Raw genomic sequence first — 16,805 nt, forward strand, 5'->3', positions numbered from 1 at the left:
CGGCCACTGCGCCGCTTGAAGGCATTCACGCTTTCTTGCGATTCGAGACTTAAAAAAGGCAACCATGTTGAAGACCGAAATCGACCCCTATCGCCTGAGCCGTCGCGGCTTTCTGAATGCTGCAGCCCTTGGCGCCGCTTCGATTGCGGTCTCCGCCTGCACCACCACCGGACCGGCGCCGGCGCCGGTCGAACCCCCACCGCCGACCTATGACGAGCCGCCGCTCGGCGACTATGCGACGATGTACGGCCCGATTTCCGACAGCGGGTTCGAGCTCCCGGCCATCCCGATCAAGAAGATGGACCCGCAGTTCCTACGCCAGATCGTTCCCGATCCGACCGGCCAGCGGCCAGGCACCATCATCGTCGATACGACCAACCATTTCCTCTATCTGGTGCGCGAAGGCGGCCAAGCGATCCGTTACGGCGTCGGCCTCGGTCGCGCCGGCTTCGAATGGTCGGGAGACGCCGTCGTCCAGTGGAAGCAGAAATGGCCGAAATGGACGCCGCCCGATGAGATGGTCGCCCGCCAGCCTGAACTGGAAGAATACAGCGCCAAGAACGGCGGCATGCCCGGCGGCCTCAAGAACCCGCTCGGCGCCCGCGCGCTCTACCTGTTCCACGACAACGTCGACACGCTCTACCGCCTGCATGGCTCGCCGGAATGGAACTCGATCGGCAAATCCGTCTCGTCAGGCTGCGTGCGCCTGATAAATCAGGACATCATCGACCTCTACGACCGCGTGCCGTCGAAGAGCCCGGTCATCGTGACGTCCGACATCGGCCAGCCGATGGCGGCGAGCGCAAACCGCAGAGCCATCCCGATCGATGGCGGGGTGCCGGATGGCTCGGTCCTGCTCGGCCCGGTGACCTGATCGACTTCATCGATGCCATGAAGCGGCAGGTTCCGCTCCATGCGGCAAAGCTCGCCAGGATCCCGATAGCTTTACGCGAATGCCTGGGGTTCGCATCCAAGATATGCATGCCGGCAACAGGAGGCCAAAAAAGACGTCCAGACGAACCATGGAGCCGCTGCAATCGGGGCGGCCATGCCCTGTCAATCTCGACGCTGCTGTGTTTCGTTACCGATTGATGTATATTAGACGGGAGTATGATTGCAGAGACATACATTTCATTAGATCATTGATGGCGGGGGAACGCCGATGGTGGGATTTGATTTCGATAGTCCGCCTCCCGACGGCGCCGAGGCCAACCTGTCGGCCGAATGCGAGCGCCAATTGCTGCCGCTCGTCCGCGGAATTGTCAAGGCGGCGGTTGCCGCCGGGTGGAGCCAGGAAGACGTTCTTCTGGCCATGGTCGAGCTGTCCTGGGATCTGTACGAGAAACGCCGAGGCGATCTTTAGCAGGCCTGCGTGAGCCGGATAATTCGGTAGCGCCGGCCAAGCCAGGCCATGTTTTTCTCGCGCGAACTTTTTTCTTCACTTACAATGTTTTTTCTATCCGCGGGATGCGCTACGCTGCCTTTGGGCAGGACTATGGGGGATACAAATTACCGTCCGGATTTCCGGGTTGGCTGTTTGCACGGCACGGAATTTCGATGGGCTGGCAAAGCGGCTGAGGCAAGGCTGAATGAAAAATGCGGGCGAGGTTCAGGAACGCAGCGCAGGCGCCGATCGGGTCGATCGGCACGCCCTCGACACAATCCCCGAAAATGCCAATCCCAGAAGAGCAACCATGCCGGGGAGCGGGATATGCTCTGTCCGCGGCCCTGGATCGCTCCCGGAGGGTCGCCATCGCCGAAGTCGCCTACCTCGCGGGATTTTCGGATCAAGGCCATTTGGCCACCGCCATGAAGAAGCACAAGGGAAAGAAGCCATGGTTCGGGCGATAACTGCTGCTGGATCGTCCGTGGCAATGACAGATAGTCGACCAGCTCTGTCAATGGCCGCGCGATCTATATTCGGAATACAACTCTGGATTGTGACGGCACACTATGCACAATAACTAGGCAAAAATGGTAAGATAAGATCGGAAAATAGTCAGGTAGCCTTGGATAAAATTCAAACCTGTAAATTTATAGTCAAAATCCTGGTAAAATTTTCATTTGAGCTCAAATTCTTCTTTGCAATATAAAGCAGCATCTGTAGGATTCGAAGGAACGCCCAGGAGCAAACGTCAATTCTGGGCGCCTCGATACAGCACAGGATTGGATTGATCGGCGCAGCAGTGGCAGAGACGGAGATGCAACATAGAGGCAACGTCCAGGAAAGCGCCGGGACAGAGCGGCGGCGCGCGGATCGTCGCATCTTCGACGGAATACCGGAAAGCGCGGGGCGCTACCTGGTCACGTTTCGAGGCGGCGCGGCTCATGTCGTTCATGGGCCGGGATCACACACATTCAAAGCGGCGGAACATTTCGCTTCGGTTCTGCTTACACCCTCACCAGGGATTGCGGCATCGCTGGGCAGCGACAAAGTCCACGAATACGACGGCGACGTCGGCATGATCATGATCGTCCCAGCCGATCTCGGCGGCAAGGTGACCCGGTCATCCACTACGGAGAGCGTAATCGTGGCGCTCACCCCCGAGAGTCTCTTCGAGCTGGCAACGCGTGAATTCGACACCGGCCATGCCGAGCTTCAACCGCGGCCGTTCGGGACCGTCGACTTTCAGGCGCTGCAACTCGCGCAGTTGCTGAAGGCGGAACTGACGGATCGGGAAACTCCAAACGAGTTCTATGTGGATTCGTTGGTCACCATGTTCGGCGTCCATTTGCTTCGGAACTACGCAGGAGCGCGAAAGTTGCCACAAGCCCCAAAGGGCGGTCTGTCGAACCGCAGCGCCCGGCGGGTGCGCGAATTCCTGGAGGTAAATTTTTCCAGCAAGATCGCGGTGGCAGAGCTGGCCGCACTCTGTGGCCTTTCGCCGAGCCATTTCATCCTGGCATTCACAAAGACCTTTGGCGAGCCGCCGCACAAATACCTGCTGCGGCTGCGTCTCGATTTCGCCGAAAAACTTCTCATCGAGAGCGACCTGTCGATTGCGGAAGTCGCTCATCTCAGTGGATTCTCGGACCAGAGCCACTTGACAGTCACCATGTCCAGATACCGGAACAGAACCCCCAGGCAGGTGAAGCTGCAACGTTAACGACTGTTGCGGCGCGCATGATTGTCCGCGGCGATACCTCGATTGATCTTCAGTATAGTCGAGGTTGTGTGGCAGAGCAGTCACAGTTGTCGCGCAGGGACCAAATACCGGATTTTCCTACAAAGATTCCGGATTATTCCAAAATACCTGCACCGCGAATGTGCTCATGGTCGTGATGGAAGTCATTTGGGGCGGGGGAGCAACCAGATGATACAGCATGTCGGATTGTCCCATGGACATTCAATTCGCGGAAATCGAGGTCTTCGCGCCTAAGGCCGAAGCGGCCTGGGCTGCACTGCAACGCCAATACGCCAGCCGGATCAGCGCCGCGGAACTCGACCATCTCCTGGCCTGTTTCGTGCTTGGACTGACCTCTCCGGCTTGTGGTGAAGGCGATCCGGGATTTCATTTCGATCTCTGCCGCGCGCTGGTGGCGGTAAGCCTGCCGCCGGAACGGACGGAGGCTGCACTGCATACGGTTCCAGAACCGACGCAGCCATGGGTCGCGAGCGCCTATCAGCTGATTGAAAAACAAGGCGCGAAGGTTGGTCTCTCGTTACGGGAGAAGACGCGCAATTTCGAAGATTTTTTGGCCACCGAGGCGAATGGTGCGGCACATCAGGGCGCCTCGGCAATTGCGAGGAAAAACTAGCATGACCAGACGCGTCGAGGGGCAAGCAAGGATCGAATTTCTTCCTGGATTTGTCGGAAACTGGATCGCGGGTGCGGCCGACAGTCGCTCGGTTCGTCGCCGCCTGATGGCCGTCCTGCGCATGGCGCATCGTACGCTTGGAATGCGCCGCAAGGGTTTGGGGTTGGGGACGTTGGGCGTCGGCGCCAGCGTGCGTTCGGCATTGGCCTGCGGCGTGAGCCCGGCCAGCATGATCGGAGGCTTGGCCGCAATCGCCGCGATCGGCATCGCCACACCGGCCCAGGCACAATACCAGGCTGGCGGTGGTTCGGCGACCGGCGGCAACGCCGTCGCCATCGGTAACGGCACCGCGACGAATGGCAACAACAGCGTGGCGTTGGGCAGTTCCAACAGTGCAACGGGCGACGGCACGATCGCCATCGGCTATGCGATGGGTGTCAATGGCCTCAATGCCATAGGCATAGGTGTCTTCGCAGGCGCAACCGGCGTCAATGCCCTCGCCGTGGGCGGGAACGCCAAGGCCAACGGGGACGCAGCAAGCGCGATTGGCGTCAATTCGGTTGCAACCACAGGCGCGGCCGCCTTTGGCCTGAATGCGCGTGCCGACGGACTGAACTCGACGGCGATCGGCTATGTTACCCGGGCGACCGGGCTGCGCGCCACCGCGCTCGGGTTTGGGGCAACAGCATCCGGCGTGGATTCGATTGCGCAAGGTAACAGCGCCGTCGCCAGCAACCAGAATGCCGTCGCCATCGGTTTCCAGGCGACCGCGACTAGCATCAACTCCATCAACATTGGCGGGCGCACCGTCGTGGGAACAGGCGCGCTGTCGCAGGGCGCCATCGCCCTTGGTACGGATGTGCTGGCATCTCAACAGAACACGGTCTCCATCGGCGTCCTGACCAAAGCGACCGGAACGGGCGCAACGGCGATGGGCAACACCGCCAGTGCATGGGGCAACCAATCCATCGCATTCGGCGTCGGCGCGCAGGCAGGCGTTCAGGCCAACACTGCCCTGCCCAACAGCATCGCCATCGGCACCAATTCGCTGTCTTCGGGCGCTTTCGCCACCGCGATGGGCGCTACCTCGGTTGCGAGTGGCTCCGCCAGCACTGCTATTGGCAACACCGCCGTTGCCAGCGGCGCAAACGCCTCCTCGTTCGGTTCCGGCGCGAATGCGACGGGAGACAATTCTCTTGCCGCCGGTGTCAGCGCCGCCGCCAGCGGGATTGCCAGCACCGCGCTCGGCATCGGCTCCAAGGCCAGCGCCATCAACGCCGTGGCGATCGGTAATGCGGCGGTCGCCAATTCCGCCGACGCTGTTGCAGTGGGCACGAATGCAACGGCGACGGGCGGCAAGGCTGTCGCCATCGGCGCCGGCAACACAGCCTTTGGCAACGGCGCGGTCTCCATCGGCGATCCCAGCTATGCCAGCGGCACCGGCGCCTTCACCGGCGGCGCCAACAACATCGCCAACAGCGACGGCACGGCAACCGCCACCGCCGCAAACCAAGCCGCAGGCGCGGTTGCCATCGGCAACAACAACAAGGCCGTCGGGCAAGGCTCCGTGGCGCTGGGCAATGGCTCGACGGCGGGTGCAGCCGGCCTTGCCGGCAATGTCGCGCTGGGCAACGGCGCGACGGCGACGGCAAGCTCCGGCGACGTAGCGCTCGGTTCGGGCTCGGTGACCGCGACGGCGGTCGGCACCAGCGGCGCGACGATCGGCGGCACGGCCTACAGCTTCGCCGGCACGACGCCGACGAGCACTGTCAGCGTCGGCGCGCTCGGCGCGGAGCGGACAATCACCAATGTCGCGGCGGGCCGGCTCAGCAATTCGTCGACCGACGCCATCAATGGCTCGCAGCTGTTTGCGACCAACCAGCAGGTGACGCAGAACACGACGGCGATCGCCGCCAACACCGCCGACATCACCAATCTCGGCAACACGATCAACAGCATCAGCACCGGTGGCGGCATCAAGTATTTCCATGCCAACTCGACGGCGGCGGATTCGTCGGCAACGGGGACGGACTCCGTCGCCATCGGACCAGTCGCGACCGCGACAGGGACGAACGCCATCGCGGCGGGCACCAATTCGAGCGCCTCCGACGCCAACGCCTCGGCCTTCGGCAGCGGCGCCGTCGCATCGGCCCTTGACGCAACGGCGATGGGATACATCTCCAAGGCCTCGGGCCAATACAGCACCGCCATCGGCGCCAATGCCACCGCCACAGCCACGTCCAGCACGGCGATCGGACAGAACGCGTTTGCGACCGGCTTTCAGGCGACCGCTCTCGGCGTAGGAGCGAATGCGGGCGCCCAGAATGCGATCGCGCTGGGCGCCCTCTCCGCCGCCAGCAACGCAGGTGACGTGGCGCTCGGCTCGGGCTCGGTAACCGCCGCGGCGGTCGGCACCGCCGGCACGACGATCGGCGGCGTCGCCTACAACTTCGCCGGCACGACGCCGGCGAGCACCGTCAGCATCGGCGCGGTCGGCGCGGAGCGGACCATCACCAATGTCGCAGCGGGCCGGCTCAGCAATTCCTCGACCGATGCGGTCAATGGCTCGCAGCTCTTTGCCACCAACCAGCAGGTGACGCAGAACACGACGGCCATCGCCGCCAACACCGCCGACATCACCACTCTCGGCAACACGATCAACAGCATCAGCACCGGCGGCGGCATCAAGTATTTCCACGCCAACTCGACGGCGGCGGATTCGTCGGCGACCGGCACAGACTCCGTCGCCATCGGACCAGTCGCGATCGCGACGGGGACGAACGCCATCGCGGCCGGTGTCAATTCGAGCGCCTCCGACGCAAACGCCTCGGCCATCGGCAGCGGCGCCGTCGCATCGGCCCTCGACGCAACGGCGATGGGATACATATCCAAGGCCTCGGGCCAGTACAGCACCGCCATCGGCGCCAATGCCAACGCCACAGGTTTGTCCAGCACCGCCATCGGCCAGAACGCGTTCGCAACCGACGCTCAAGCGACCGCCCTCGGCAAGCAAGCGAATGCCAGCGCAGCGGATGCGCTCGCGCTGGGCGCTAACGCCACCGCCGGCAACGCAGGCGCCGTGGCGCTGGGCTCGGGCTCGGTAACCACCGCGGCGGTCGGCACCGCCGGCACGACGATCGGCGGCGTCGCCTACAACTTCGCCGGCACGACGCCGACGAGCACCGTCAGCATCGGCGCGGTCGGCGCGGAGCGGACCATCACCAATGTCGCGGCGGGCCGGCTCAGCAACTCCTCGACCGATGCGGTCAACGGCTCGCAGCTGTTTGCGACCAACCAGCAGGTGACGCAGAACACCACCGATGTCGCCGCCAATACTGCTGACATCACCAATCTCGGCAATTCGATCAGCAATATTACCGGCGACACCTCGCTGGCCTACACCGACGCCAATGGCGACGGCATCCGCTATGTGCGCACCAACGACAGGACGCTTGCCGTCGCGGACTCCTTCGCGCAAGGGATCGGCTCTTCCGCCCTGGGCTACCAGGCGACCGCGAGCGCCGACAATGCGCTGGCGCTCGGCCGCGACACCCAGGCCAGCGTCATCGGCGGCGCGGCGCTCGGCGCCGGCTCGGTTTCGGATCGGGCGGTCGCACCCGTATCGGGATCGATCCTCTCCGGCACCGGCCTCATTCCCTACAACACCGCGGACATGAGCCTGCTCGGCGCCGTCTCGGTCGGCACCTCCACCTCCTATCGCCAGATCATCAACGTGGCCGACGGCACGCAGGACCAGGACGCGGTCACGCTTCGCCAGTTGAAGGGCGCGCTGAGCTCGTTCGCGGTGACGGGGAGCCTGTACTTCCACGCCAATTCGACGGCCGCGGATTCGCTTGCGGTCGGCGTCGATTCGGTTGCGGTCGGTCCGCGCACCACCGTCAATGGCGACAACGGCATCGGCATCGGCAATGGCGCCATCGTGCAGCAGACGGCGCCGGGAGGCATTGCGATCGGCCAGAACTCGACCGTCAACCAGGCCGACAGCATCGCCCTCGGCACCAACGCGACCACCAACGGAGCGCAGGCGGTGGCGCTCGGCGCCGGCGCAAAGGCCAACGAGCCGGGCAGCGTCGCGCTCGGCGCGGGCTCGACGACGGCGGCGGCGGTCGCCACCACCGGCACAACGATCAACGGCGTTGCCTATACCTTCGCCGGAACAGCTCCGACGAGCACGGTCAGCGTCGGCACCGTCGGCAACGAGCGCACCGTCACCAATGTCGCGGCGGGCCGGATCAGCGGCACCTCCACCGACGCCATCAACGGCAGCCAGCTCTTCGCCACCAACCAGGCGGTCGAAGCCATGCAGGGTAGCGTCGGCGACCTCAACCAGTTCGCCGTCCAGTACGACAAGGACGGGAACGGCAACAAGTCCAACTCGATTACCCTTGCCGGCGGCGACCCGAACACGCCGGTGGTCATCCACAATGTCGGGCCGGGCGTTGCCAACACCGATGCGGTCAATGTTCAGCAGTTCAACAGCGGGTTAGCACTCAACCTGGACAATTCGAAGAACTACACCAACCAGGTGGCGGCCACCACGCTGCAGCAAGCCAATGCGTATGCGGACTCCAAACTCAGCCAGCTCAACATGGACATGGGAGAGGTCAGGGGCGAGGCGCGCCAGGCTGCGGCAATCGGCTTGGCGGCCGGCTCGCTGCGCTACGACGATCGTCCCGGCAAGCTGAGCGTGGCCGCCGGCGGAGGCTATTGGCGCGGTGAAGGCGCCCTGGCCTTCGGCGCCGGCTACACCAGCGAGGAAGGACGTGTTCGAGCGAACCTGTCCGGCACAACGGCAGGCGGACACTGGGGTGTCGGCGCGGGCGTCAGCCTTACGCTGAACTAGAGCCCGGCCATGATCAGGCAGGCAGTCCTTGCTGTCGCGATATCCATGACGTCAATGCTCCTGTCCGGCTCGTTAGCGGCCGGGCAGGAAGCGATCCCTTCCGGCTACAGGGTAAAACCTTCCGACGTAGCGATCCCTGCGGATGCGAAGCTTGGCGAATATCAACGGACCACCCGTCCGTTCGAAAACTGGACGCTGATCTGCGACGAGAACCTGAAGGCGCGCCAAAAGGTCTGCAATGTCACCCAGATCATCGAGGACCAGGCAGGACAGGTTGCGTTCAGCTGGTCGCTTGCCGCCACCAAGGAAGGCAACCCCTACATGATCTTGCGCGCCCCGCCGATCGCCAAGAGCGACGCTCCTGTCTCGCTGACATTCGAGGGGCGCAAGGAGCCGATAAAAATTCAACTCGACGGATGCAATCAGGCCGTCTGCGTCGGCATGCTGCCGGTTGGTCCGATCATGCGCGAACAGATTTCGAAGGCCGCGGCATCCGTCATCTCCTTTCCGACCACGGATGGCAGGACGATCAACGTAACCGCGACCCTCAAGGGCTTGGCCGCGGCCGTTGCGGCGATCAATTGACGAGGCAATCGCGATGAACCAGCAATCGATCCATGACCGGATAATGTCCCGCAACCAGGGAAAGGGTGCTGTCCGGGTCGGCATCGAAGACCGGAGCAGACCGCAACGAAACCGGGCGAAGACCGCTGTCTTCTCGTTGCTCGCCATTGCCGTCGTCGCCACGGCCGGCTTCACGGCCATGCGCTACGACCTGCTCCACTATCTATTGCCGCAGCCGGCGGTCGCGGAGACCAACCAGCCCAATCCGGCCCTGGCCGAGACGCCATTTCTGCAACACGCCAAAGAGGCAGGCTTGCAGTCTTGTTCCAACATTTTCCCGGCCCTTGGGCAGATGCTGACAACCGGCACGACGTACAGCGTCCAGTCGATCTGGAACAACGAGGCCCCCGACAAACACCTCGTGGAAGCCCTGGTCGGCATGAACTACGCCACACAGGGCTACAGCGGCCCGGCGGCAGGCCTGGTGTTCGCGGCACCCACCGCATCCGTTTGCGAAGGTACGATGGTCAGGGTGGCGCCATTCGCGGCCAAATGCGCCGATGTTCCGGCCCTGCTTCCGAAAGACAGCAAGCTCGCCAACAATCTTGGACAAATCAGCGTCTATGAACTGGCCAATGGAGGGGGCAACGCGATGCTGCTGCCAACCGGCAACAGCTGCGTCGTCATTTCCGTGGCCTCGGCAGCAGGTAAACAAGGAGGCGTACAATGAGGGTGAATTCCGCCATTGCGGCGATCGGCATGCTGTTGCTTTGCGCCGGACGGCTGGGCGCGGCGGACCTCGCCCCGGCGGCGGACGTGCCCGAGCCGCCGGCCCAGGAGGAGAGAGGCATCTGGGCGTCGATCGCCTATTCGAGCCCCGACGAGAAGCACGGCTTCTTTTGGGGCGCCGACAAGCGGCAGGAGGCGATGGACATCGCGCTGAAGCATTGCCAGAACGCCGGCGGCGGCAGCTGCGCCGTGGTCAGCGTATTCCGCAATCATCGCCATTGGGACGATGACGACAATACCGGCTTTCCCTACAAGCATTGCGGCGCCCTCGCCGTAGGCGAGAAGCCGGAAGGGCGGCTGACCAGCTGGGGCGCCGAGACGGCGCAAACACGCCGGGATGCCGAAGACCTGACACTGCAGGCGTGCGAGCGGAACGGACAAAAATGCAAGATCCGCGAGTGGGTGTGCACATGACGCATCAGAGCGAAGCAGCGGAACGCCAATCGAGGCGCATGCTTGCACTCAGCGTAGCGCCGTGCTCAAGCGGGGTCAGCCCTTTGCCGTGATGCGCATCGACGGTGTGCGACACCGGCTCGAAGCAGAAGAAATCGGCATCCTGCGACGGCGAATAGAGGATGAAGACGTCGAGCAATGGCGAGGCGGTGAGCGAGATGGCGATCCTGTCCTCGGGCCGGGTGATCCTGGCGCGGCGGTCCCAGCCGTCGAAGGCGTTGTTGACCCAGCTTCGCGGCAACAGGGAGGCGTTCGAGAAATTCCACGCGGGGTAATCGGCCACCGGCGCCACGCCGACCGGCAGATGATGCTTGTCCTCCAGCCAGACCCGCGCCGCCTTCGCCTCGAGCGTCGTTCCGACGCTGCGCGGGAACCAGGGATGAAAGCCGAGCCCGTAAGGCAGGCGAATGCCGGTGCGATTCTCCACCGTGAGCGTGGCATCCAAGGCTCCGTCATGCAGCGCATAGGCGACCCGCGCCGTATATCGGTAGGGGCCGATTTCACCGGCGTCGAGGACCAGTTCCGCCTCGGTGGCGCTGTGGCTCGCAATCCGCCACTCCCTCTGGAAGCCGTCGCCATGGATTGGAAAGGCCTCCCCCGGCACGTTCGGCTCGATCGCATGGAAGCGGCCGTCGAAGGCGAAACCGCCGCCTGAGATGCGGTTCGACCAGGGAACCAGAAGCTGGCAGCCGGAGGCGCCGGTGCCATCGTCGGGGCGGAGCAGCGGCACCGTTGCGCCGCAGACCAGTGCGTCGAAGCGGGCGATCGCCGCGCCCTTTGCGGCGCCAGGACCAGACGGGCGCGGTCGTCGCGCAGTTCCAGGAGGCCGGCCATCCCTACCAACCGCCGTCAATAGCGATATTTTGGGCGCTGATCATGTCCGAGGCGGGCTGGCTGACACTTTTCACCGCCCCCTGGACAGGCTGCCCAGAATCCCGCGCACGATCGCGCGGCCGACCGACGAGCCGACCGAACGCACGACAGCTTTGATCGCGGCTTCGGCCACCGTCTGGCGGTTGGACGGGCGCGGCGCCGGCACGCGCCGGCCACCGGATTGCTGCGGCGGCGGATCGTCATTGCCGAAGCCCGGAATGGTCCAGCGCGAGCGCCCGCTGTCGGCCTGCTGCGCCTGCTCGTCCTGCGCATCCTTGGCTTTCTTCTGCAGCATCTCGAAGGCCGATTCGCGGTCGATGGTCTGGTCGTACTGGCCGGCGACCGGGCTCTGGTCGATCAGCTTGCGGCGCTCGTCCGCCGTGATCGGGCCAAGCCTGGACGACGGCGGCCGGATCAATGTCCGCTGCACCATGGACGGCACGCCCTTGACCTCCAGCGTCGAGACCAGCGCCTCGCCGGTGCCGAGCTGGGTGATGGCGGTGGCGCAGTCGAAATCGGGATTGGGCCGGAAGGTGTCGGCGGCGGTCTTGACCGCCTGCTGCTCACGCGGCGTATAGGCGCGCAGCGCGTGCTGCACACGGTTGCCGAGCTGGGCGAGAACCTTTTCAGGGATATCCAAGGGGTTCTGCGTAACGAAATAAACGCCGACGCCCTTGGAGCGGATCAAGCGAACCACCTGTTCGACGCGGTCGATCAGCACCTTCGGCGCTTCGTCGAAAAGCAGATGCGCCTCGTCGAAGAAGAACACCAGCTTCGGCCTTTCGAGATCGCCGACCTCGGGCAATTCCTCGAACAGCTCCGACATCAGCCAGAGCAGGAAGGTGGCGTAGAGCCTGGGGTTCATCATCAATCGGTCGGCGGCAAGCACGCTGATGGCGCCACGGCCGTCGCGGGTGGTGCGCATGATGTCGGCGATGCGCAAGGCCGGTTCCCCGAAGAAATGCGCCGCGCCCTGCTGTTCCAGCACCAGAAGCGTGCGCTGGATTGCGCCGACCGACGGCTTGGTGACATTGCCGTAGCGCGAGCTGATCTCGTCGGCGCGCTCGGCGATGTTGGCCAGCAGCGCCTGCAGATCCTTCATGTCGAGCAGCAGCAGGCCGTCCTCATCGGCGATGCGGAAGGCGATGTTCATGATACCTTCCTGCGCTTCGGAGAGGTTCATCAGCCGCGACAAAAGCAGCGGCCCCATTTCCGAGACGGTGGCGCGGATCGGATGGCCCTGCTCGCCGAACAGGTCCCAGAAGATGACCGGGAATTCCTGGAAGTCGTAAGGGTCGAGCTTGACCTGCTCGGCCCGCTTGACCAGGAAATCCTGCGCCTTGCCCATCATGGCAATGCCGGACAGGTCGCCCTTGATATCGGCGCAGAACACAGGCACGCCGGCATTGGAAAACCCCTCGGCCAGGATCTGCAGGCTGACTGTCTTGCCGGTGCCGGTGGCGCCGGTGATCAGGCCATGGCGGTTCCCATATTGCAGCAAGAGCTGTTCGGCGCGCTGATAGCTGTCGTCGGGCTTGCGGCTGGCGCCGAGGAAAATGCTGGTGTCGTCAGCCATATGACCATGTCTCCGCAAACTGATGTGTTAAAAGCCTGTGGCCGTGCCGCAGGGTATAGTCAGGCCATTGCGCAGCGACAATGCTATTCTCCAATTGGGCTATCCATCCAGTTGGCTATTCATCCAGATTGGGCCAATCGTCTAAATTGAACCAATCCTCCAAATCGGTTTTTGGAACTTGCGGATTTTGCCGCTGTTTGGCAATCGTTCCATGGTTCGTCCACGCAGGCTGCCCTATATCCAGGACATCGAATCCAGCCGTCGCAGGCGCATTGCATTGCGATATCGGGCAGGGAACCGTAGACTGGACCGCTGAGGTTGGTGCGGCCGCATAAAAACGAGGAGCATGGATGGGCGCCGGAGCCTTGACCAGGAGTGTCGAACCCGCTGACGTCGAGCGCCAGCGTTGGCTGGCCTTGGCCGAAAAGGCGCTCGCCGGCGCCTCCTTCGAGGAAAAACTGGTCTCGCATACCGACGATCAGATTCGCATCGAACCGCTCTACGATCGCGCCGGCGGCGCCGAGCCGCTTGTGCGCGCCAACCCCAAATTGCCCTGGATTGTCAGCCAGCGCATTGACGATCCCGATATCGGCCGCGCCAAGGCGCAGGCCCTGGACGATGTGGCACAAGGCGCGACGGGATTGTCGCTTGTCTTCGAAGGTGCTCCGAATGCGTTCGGCTATGGCCTGCCGAGGACGGCGCAGGCGCTGGAAACGGTGCTGGATGGCGTACCGCTCAACCGCACGCAGATCCGCATCGACGCCCATCCCTGGAGCCGTGCCGTCGCCGACTGGCTGGTGGCGTTCCTGAGCAAGCGCCGCTCCGACCCGGCAAAGCTGAACCTCTCCTTCGGCATCGACCCGGCGGCAATCTTTGCCGGAACCGGCCGGCTGCGCATGTCGATCGAGGCGTTGCAGGCATCGATGCCGCAATCGCTGGCACATTTCTTCTCGCTGGGCGTGCCGGGTGTGCTGCTGGAGGCCGACGGGCGGGTGTTCCACAATGCCGGCGCCACGGAGGCGCAGGAACTCGGCACCATGCTCGCTTCCGCCGTGTCCTACCTCAGGATGTTCGAGGATGCGCGCCAGCCGCTTGTCTATGCCGCTCCCCATATCGGCTTTGCGCTGAGCGTCGACCAGAACCAGTTCCTGTCCATGGCCAAGGTCCGGGCCTTGCGCAGGCTGTGGGCGCGCATCCAGGAAACCTGTTCCATCCCGGCATCGACAGCCAACATCCATGCCGAGACGTCGTTCCGCATGATGACGGCGGCGGATCCCGAAACCAACATCCTGCGCACCACCATCGCCAGCTTTGCAGCGGCAGCAGGCGGCGCGGACTCGATCTCCATCCTGGCACACACCATCGCCCTCGGGCTGCCGGCCGGCTTTGCCCGCCGCATCGCCCGCAATGCGCAGTTGATCATGGCCAATGAAAGCCATATCGACCATGTCGCCGACCCAGCATTTGGGTCGGGCGCAGTCGAGGCGCTGACCCTGGGCCTGTGCGAAGCGGCGTGGGAAGAGTTCCAGCGGATCGAAGCGGAAGGCGGCGTTCTGGCAAGCCTGCAGCAAGGGCATATCCAGAAGCGCGTGAAGGCAGCATCCGAGCGCCGCGCCGAGGCCTACCGGTCGGGTGAACGGGCAATCATCGGCACCACGCTTTACCCGCTGAAAAACGATGCCCCGGTTGAGACGCTGGCGGCTGAGCGGCGGCCGCCTTTCACAGAGGGCGTGGCGGTGTGCGAGGCGCTGTTTCCCGTCCGCATCGACCAGGCAATCGGAGCCGCACAGTGATCCCGGATTTCAGCCACATTGGCTGGTCGGCGCCACGGCGCGCGCCGGTCGAGGTCAAGGGCCAGCGGCTGACGCCGGAAGGCATCGCCGTCAAGCATCTCTACGGCCAGGGCGATCTCAAGGGGCTGCCGCATCTCGACACCTATCCGGGAATGCCGCCCTTCGTGCGCGGTCCCTACCCGACCATGTATGTCCAGCAGCCGTGGACGATCCGGCAATATGCCGGCTTCTCGACGGCCGAGGAATCCAACGCCTTCTACCGGCGCAATCTCGCCGCCGGCCAAAAGGGCCTTTCGGTCGCTTTCGATCTGCCCACACATCGCGGCTATGACAGCGACCATCCGCGTGTATCAGGCGATGTCGGCATGGCGGGCGTGGCCATCGATTCCATCCTCGACATGCGGCAATTGTTCGACGGCATCCCGCTCGACGAAATGACGGTGTCGATGACCATGAATGGCGCGGTGCTGCCGATCATGGCGCTCTATATCGTTGCGGCCGAAGAACAGGGCGTCGCGCAGAAGGATCTCGCCGGCACCATTCAGAACGACATTCTGAAAGAGTTCATGGTCCGCAACACCTACATCTATCCGCCGAAGCCCTCGATGCGGATCGTGTCTGACATCTTCTCCTATACCTCCCAGCACATGCCGAAGTTCAATTCGATCTCGATCTCCGGCTATCACATGCAGGAGGCCGGCGCGACCGCGGACCTGGAGCTCGCCTACACCATCGCCGACGGCATCGAATATGCCCGCGCCGGCGTCGCCGCCGGGCTCGACATCGACCGTTTCGCCCCGCGGCTTTCCTTCTTCTGGGCGATCGGCATGAACTTCTTCATGGAGATCGCCAAGCTCCGCGCGGCGCGCATGTTGTGGGCGACCCTGATGCAGAAGAATTTTGCACCGAAGGATGAACGCTCGCTGTCGCTGCGCACCCATTGCCAGACCTCCGGCTGGTCGCTGACGGCGCAGGACCCCTACAACAACATCACCCGCACCATGATCGAGGCGATGGCGGCGACGCAGGGACATACCCAGTCGCTGCACACCAACTCCTTCGACGAGGCGATGGCGCTGCCGACCGACCACTCGGCGCGCATCGCCCGCAACACGCAGTTGATCCTGCAGAAGGAATCCGGCACCACCTGCATCATCGATCCGTGGGGCGGCTCGGCCTATATCGAACGGCTGACGCACGATCTGGCGGCGCGTGCGCTCGCCCATATCGAAGAGGTCGAGGCGCTTGGCGGCATGGCGGCAGCAACCGAACAGGGCATTCCAAAACTTCGCATCGAGGAAGCGGCGGCGCGCACGCAGGCGCGTATCGATTCCGGCGAGCAGATACTGGTTGGCGTAAACGCGCATCGCCCCGAGAACGAAATCGACGTCGACGTGCTGAAGATCGACAATGCCGAGGTCAAGGCCCGGCAATTGTCGAAGCTGCAGAACCTGAAAGGCACGCGCAATGTCGGCGCGGTCGAGAGCGCGCTCGATGCGCTGACCCGCGCTGCGCAGGGTAACGAAAACCTGCTGGAATTTGCCATCCGCGCCGCGCGCGCCAATGCCACGGTCGGCGAGATCTCGCTGGCGCTCGAAAAGGTCTTTGGCCGTCACGTCGCCTCGGTGCAAACGATCTCCGGCGTTTATCGCAATGCGCTTGGCGACAATCTGACGGTCGACCGATTGCTGGAGAAGCTCGAAGCTTTCGAGAAGAAGTCCGGCGGCAAGCCGCGCATCCTGGTCGCAAAGATGGGACAGGACGGCCACGACCGTGGCCAGAAGGTGATCGCCACGGCCTTCGCCGATCTCGGCTTCGACGTGACGGTCGGCGCGATGTTCCAGACACCCGACGAGATCGCCAGGCTGGCGGTGGCGCAGGACGTCCATGTCATCGGCGCCTCGTCGCTGGCGGCGGGGCACCTGACACTGATCCCCGAATTGCGCGATGCGCTGAAGAAACTCGGCCACCCCGACATGCTGATCGTCGTCGGCGGCGTCATCCCGCCGCAGGATTACGGCGCAGTGCTGGAAGCGGGTGCCGCGGAAATCTTCCCGCCAGGGACGGTTATCCCGGAGGCTGCGGATCGGTTGCTGGACCGGCTGCTGGCGAGCTGATTGAAACAGTTGCACTG

General features: G+C 63.7%; 12 protein-coding genes. 10 read left to right on the forward strand and 2 right to left on the reverse strand.

Translation table 11 applies throughout. The annotated features are described in order from the left end of the window. Positions 1 to 64: 64 nt before the first annotated feature. The 8 genes from NKI46_RS04825 (at position 65) to NKI46_RS04860 (ending at position 10,390) form a co-directional block, all read left to right on the forward strand. Complete coding sequence (locus tag NKI46_RS04825; protein ID WP_023692792.1) at positions 65 to 874, forward strand: L,D-transpeptidase; 810 nt, start codon at positions 65 to 67, stop codon at positions 872 to 874. Between the two features lie 288 nt (positions 875 to 1,162). Then, positions 1,163 to 1,363: a hypothetical protein gene (locus NKI46_RS04830; RefSeq protein WP_352745013.1), complete on the forward strand. Its 201-nt coding sequence runs from the start codon at positions 1,163 to 1,165 to the stop codon at positions 1,361 to 1,363. An 808-nt stretch (positions 1,364 to 2,171) separates the two neighbouring features. Continuing rightward, positions 2,172 to 3,107, forward strand: coding sequence for a helix-turn-helix domain-containing protein (locus tag NKI46_RS04835; RefSeq protein ID WP_352745016.1), 936 nt, complete (start codon positions 2,172 to 2,174; stop codon positions 3,105 to 3,107). A 232-nt stretch (positions 3,108 to 3,339) separates the two neighbouring features. Then, positions 3,340 to 3,759: a hypothetical protein gene (locus NKI46_RS04840; protein ID WP_023684558.1), complete on the forward strand. Its 420-nt coding sequence runs from the start codon at positions 3,340 to 3,342 to the stop codon at positions 3,757 to 3,759. A gap of 1 nt (position 3,760) precedes the next feature. Beyond that, positions 3,761 to 8,623, forward strand: coding sequence for a YadA-like family protein (locus NKI46_RS04845; RefSeq protein WP_352745018.1), 4,863 nt, complete (start codon positions 3,761 to 3,763; stop codon positions 8,621 to 8,623). A gap of 9 nt (positions 8,624 to 8,632) precedes the next feature. After that, a complete protein-coding gene (locus NKI46_RS04850) occupies positions 8,633 to 9,208 on the forward strand; it encodes an invasion associated locus B family protein (RefSeq protein ID WP_023829081.1) in 576 nt (191 codons plus the stop codon). A gap of 13 nt (positions 9,209 to 9,221) precedes the next feature. Further along, the gene (locus NKI46_RS04855; RefSeq protein WP_352745021.1) at positions 9,222 to 9,917 is read left to right on the forward strand and encodes a hypothetical protein; all 696 of its coding nucleotides are present in this window, start codon (positions 9,222 to 9,224) and stop codon (positions 9,915 to 9,917) included. Next, the gene (locus NKI46_RS04860) at positions 9,914 to 10,390 is read left to right on the forward strand and encodes a DUF4189 domain-containing protein (protein ID WP_352745024.1); all 477 of its coding nucleotides are present in this window, start codon (positions 9,914 to 9,916) and stop codon (positions 10,388 to 10,390) included. The genes NKI46_RS04855 and NKI46_RS04860 overlap by 4 nt, the downstream gene beginning before the upstream one ends. A gap of 4 nt (positions 10,391 to 10,394) precedes the next feature. On the opposite strand, the gene NKI46_RS04865 is transcribed toward NKI46_RS04860, so the two are convergent. Together NKI46_RS04865 and NKI46_RS04870 are read right to left on the reverse strand one after the other, a co-directional pair. Continuing rightward, positions 10,395 to 11,159: an aldose 1-epimerase gene (locus NKI46_RS04865; protein ID WP_352745027.1), complete on the reverse strand. Its 765-nt coding sequence runs from the start codon at positions 11,157 to 11,159 to the stop codon at positions 10,395 to 10,397. Between the two features lie 174 nt (positions 11,160 to 11,333). Then, positions 11,334 to 12,878 (reverse strand): helicase HerA-like C-terminal domain-containing protein, encoded by a 1,545-nt coding sequence (locus tag NKI46_RS04870; protein ID WP_352745030.1) that lies wholly within the window; start codon positions 12,876 to 12,878, stop codon positions 11,334 to 11,336. Positions 12,879 to 13,228: 350 nt separating this feature from the next. Here NKI46_RS04870 and NKI46_RS04875 point away from each other — a divergent pair, with 350 nt between their 5' ends. Both NKI46_RS04875 and scpA read left to right on the forward strand, forming a co-directional pair. Next, positions 13,229 to 14,671, forward strand: a complete 1,443-nt coding sequence (locus NKI46_RS04875) for a methylmalonyl-CoA mutase subunit beta (RefSeq protein WP_023727664.1) — start codon at positions 13,229 to 13,231, stop codon at positions 14,669 to 14,671. Continuing rightward, positions 14,668 to 16,788, forward strand: a complete 2,121-nt coding sequence (gene scpA, locus NKI46_RS04880) for a methylmalonyl-CoA mutase (protein ID WP_352745034.1) — start codon at positions 14,668 to 14,670, stop codon at positions 16,786 to 16,788. The genes NKI46_RS04875 and scpA overlap by 4 nt, the downstream gene beginning before the upstream one ends. The last annotated feature ends 17 nt before the right edge of the window (positions 16,789 to 16,805 follow it).

Source organism: Mesorhizobium sp. M0615, assembly GCF_040320805.1.
GTDB lineage: Bacteria > Pseudomonadota > Alphaproteobacteria > Rhizobiales > Rhizobiaceae > Mesorhizobium.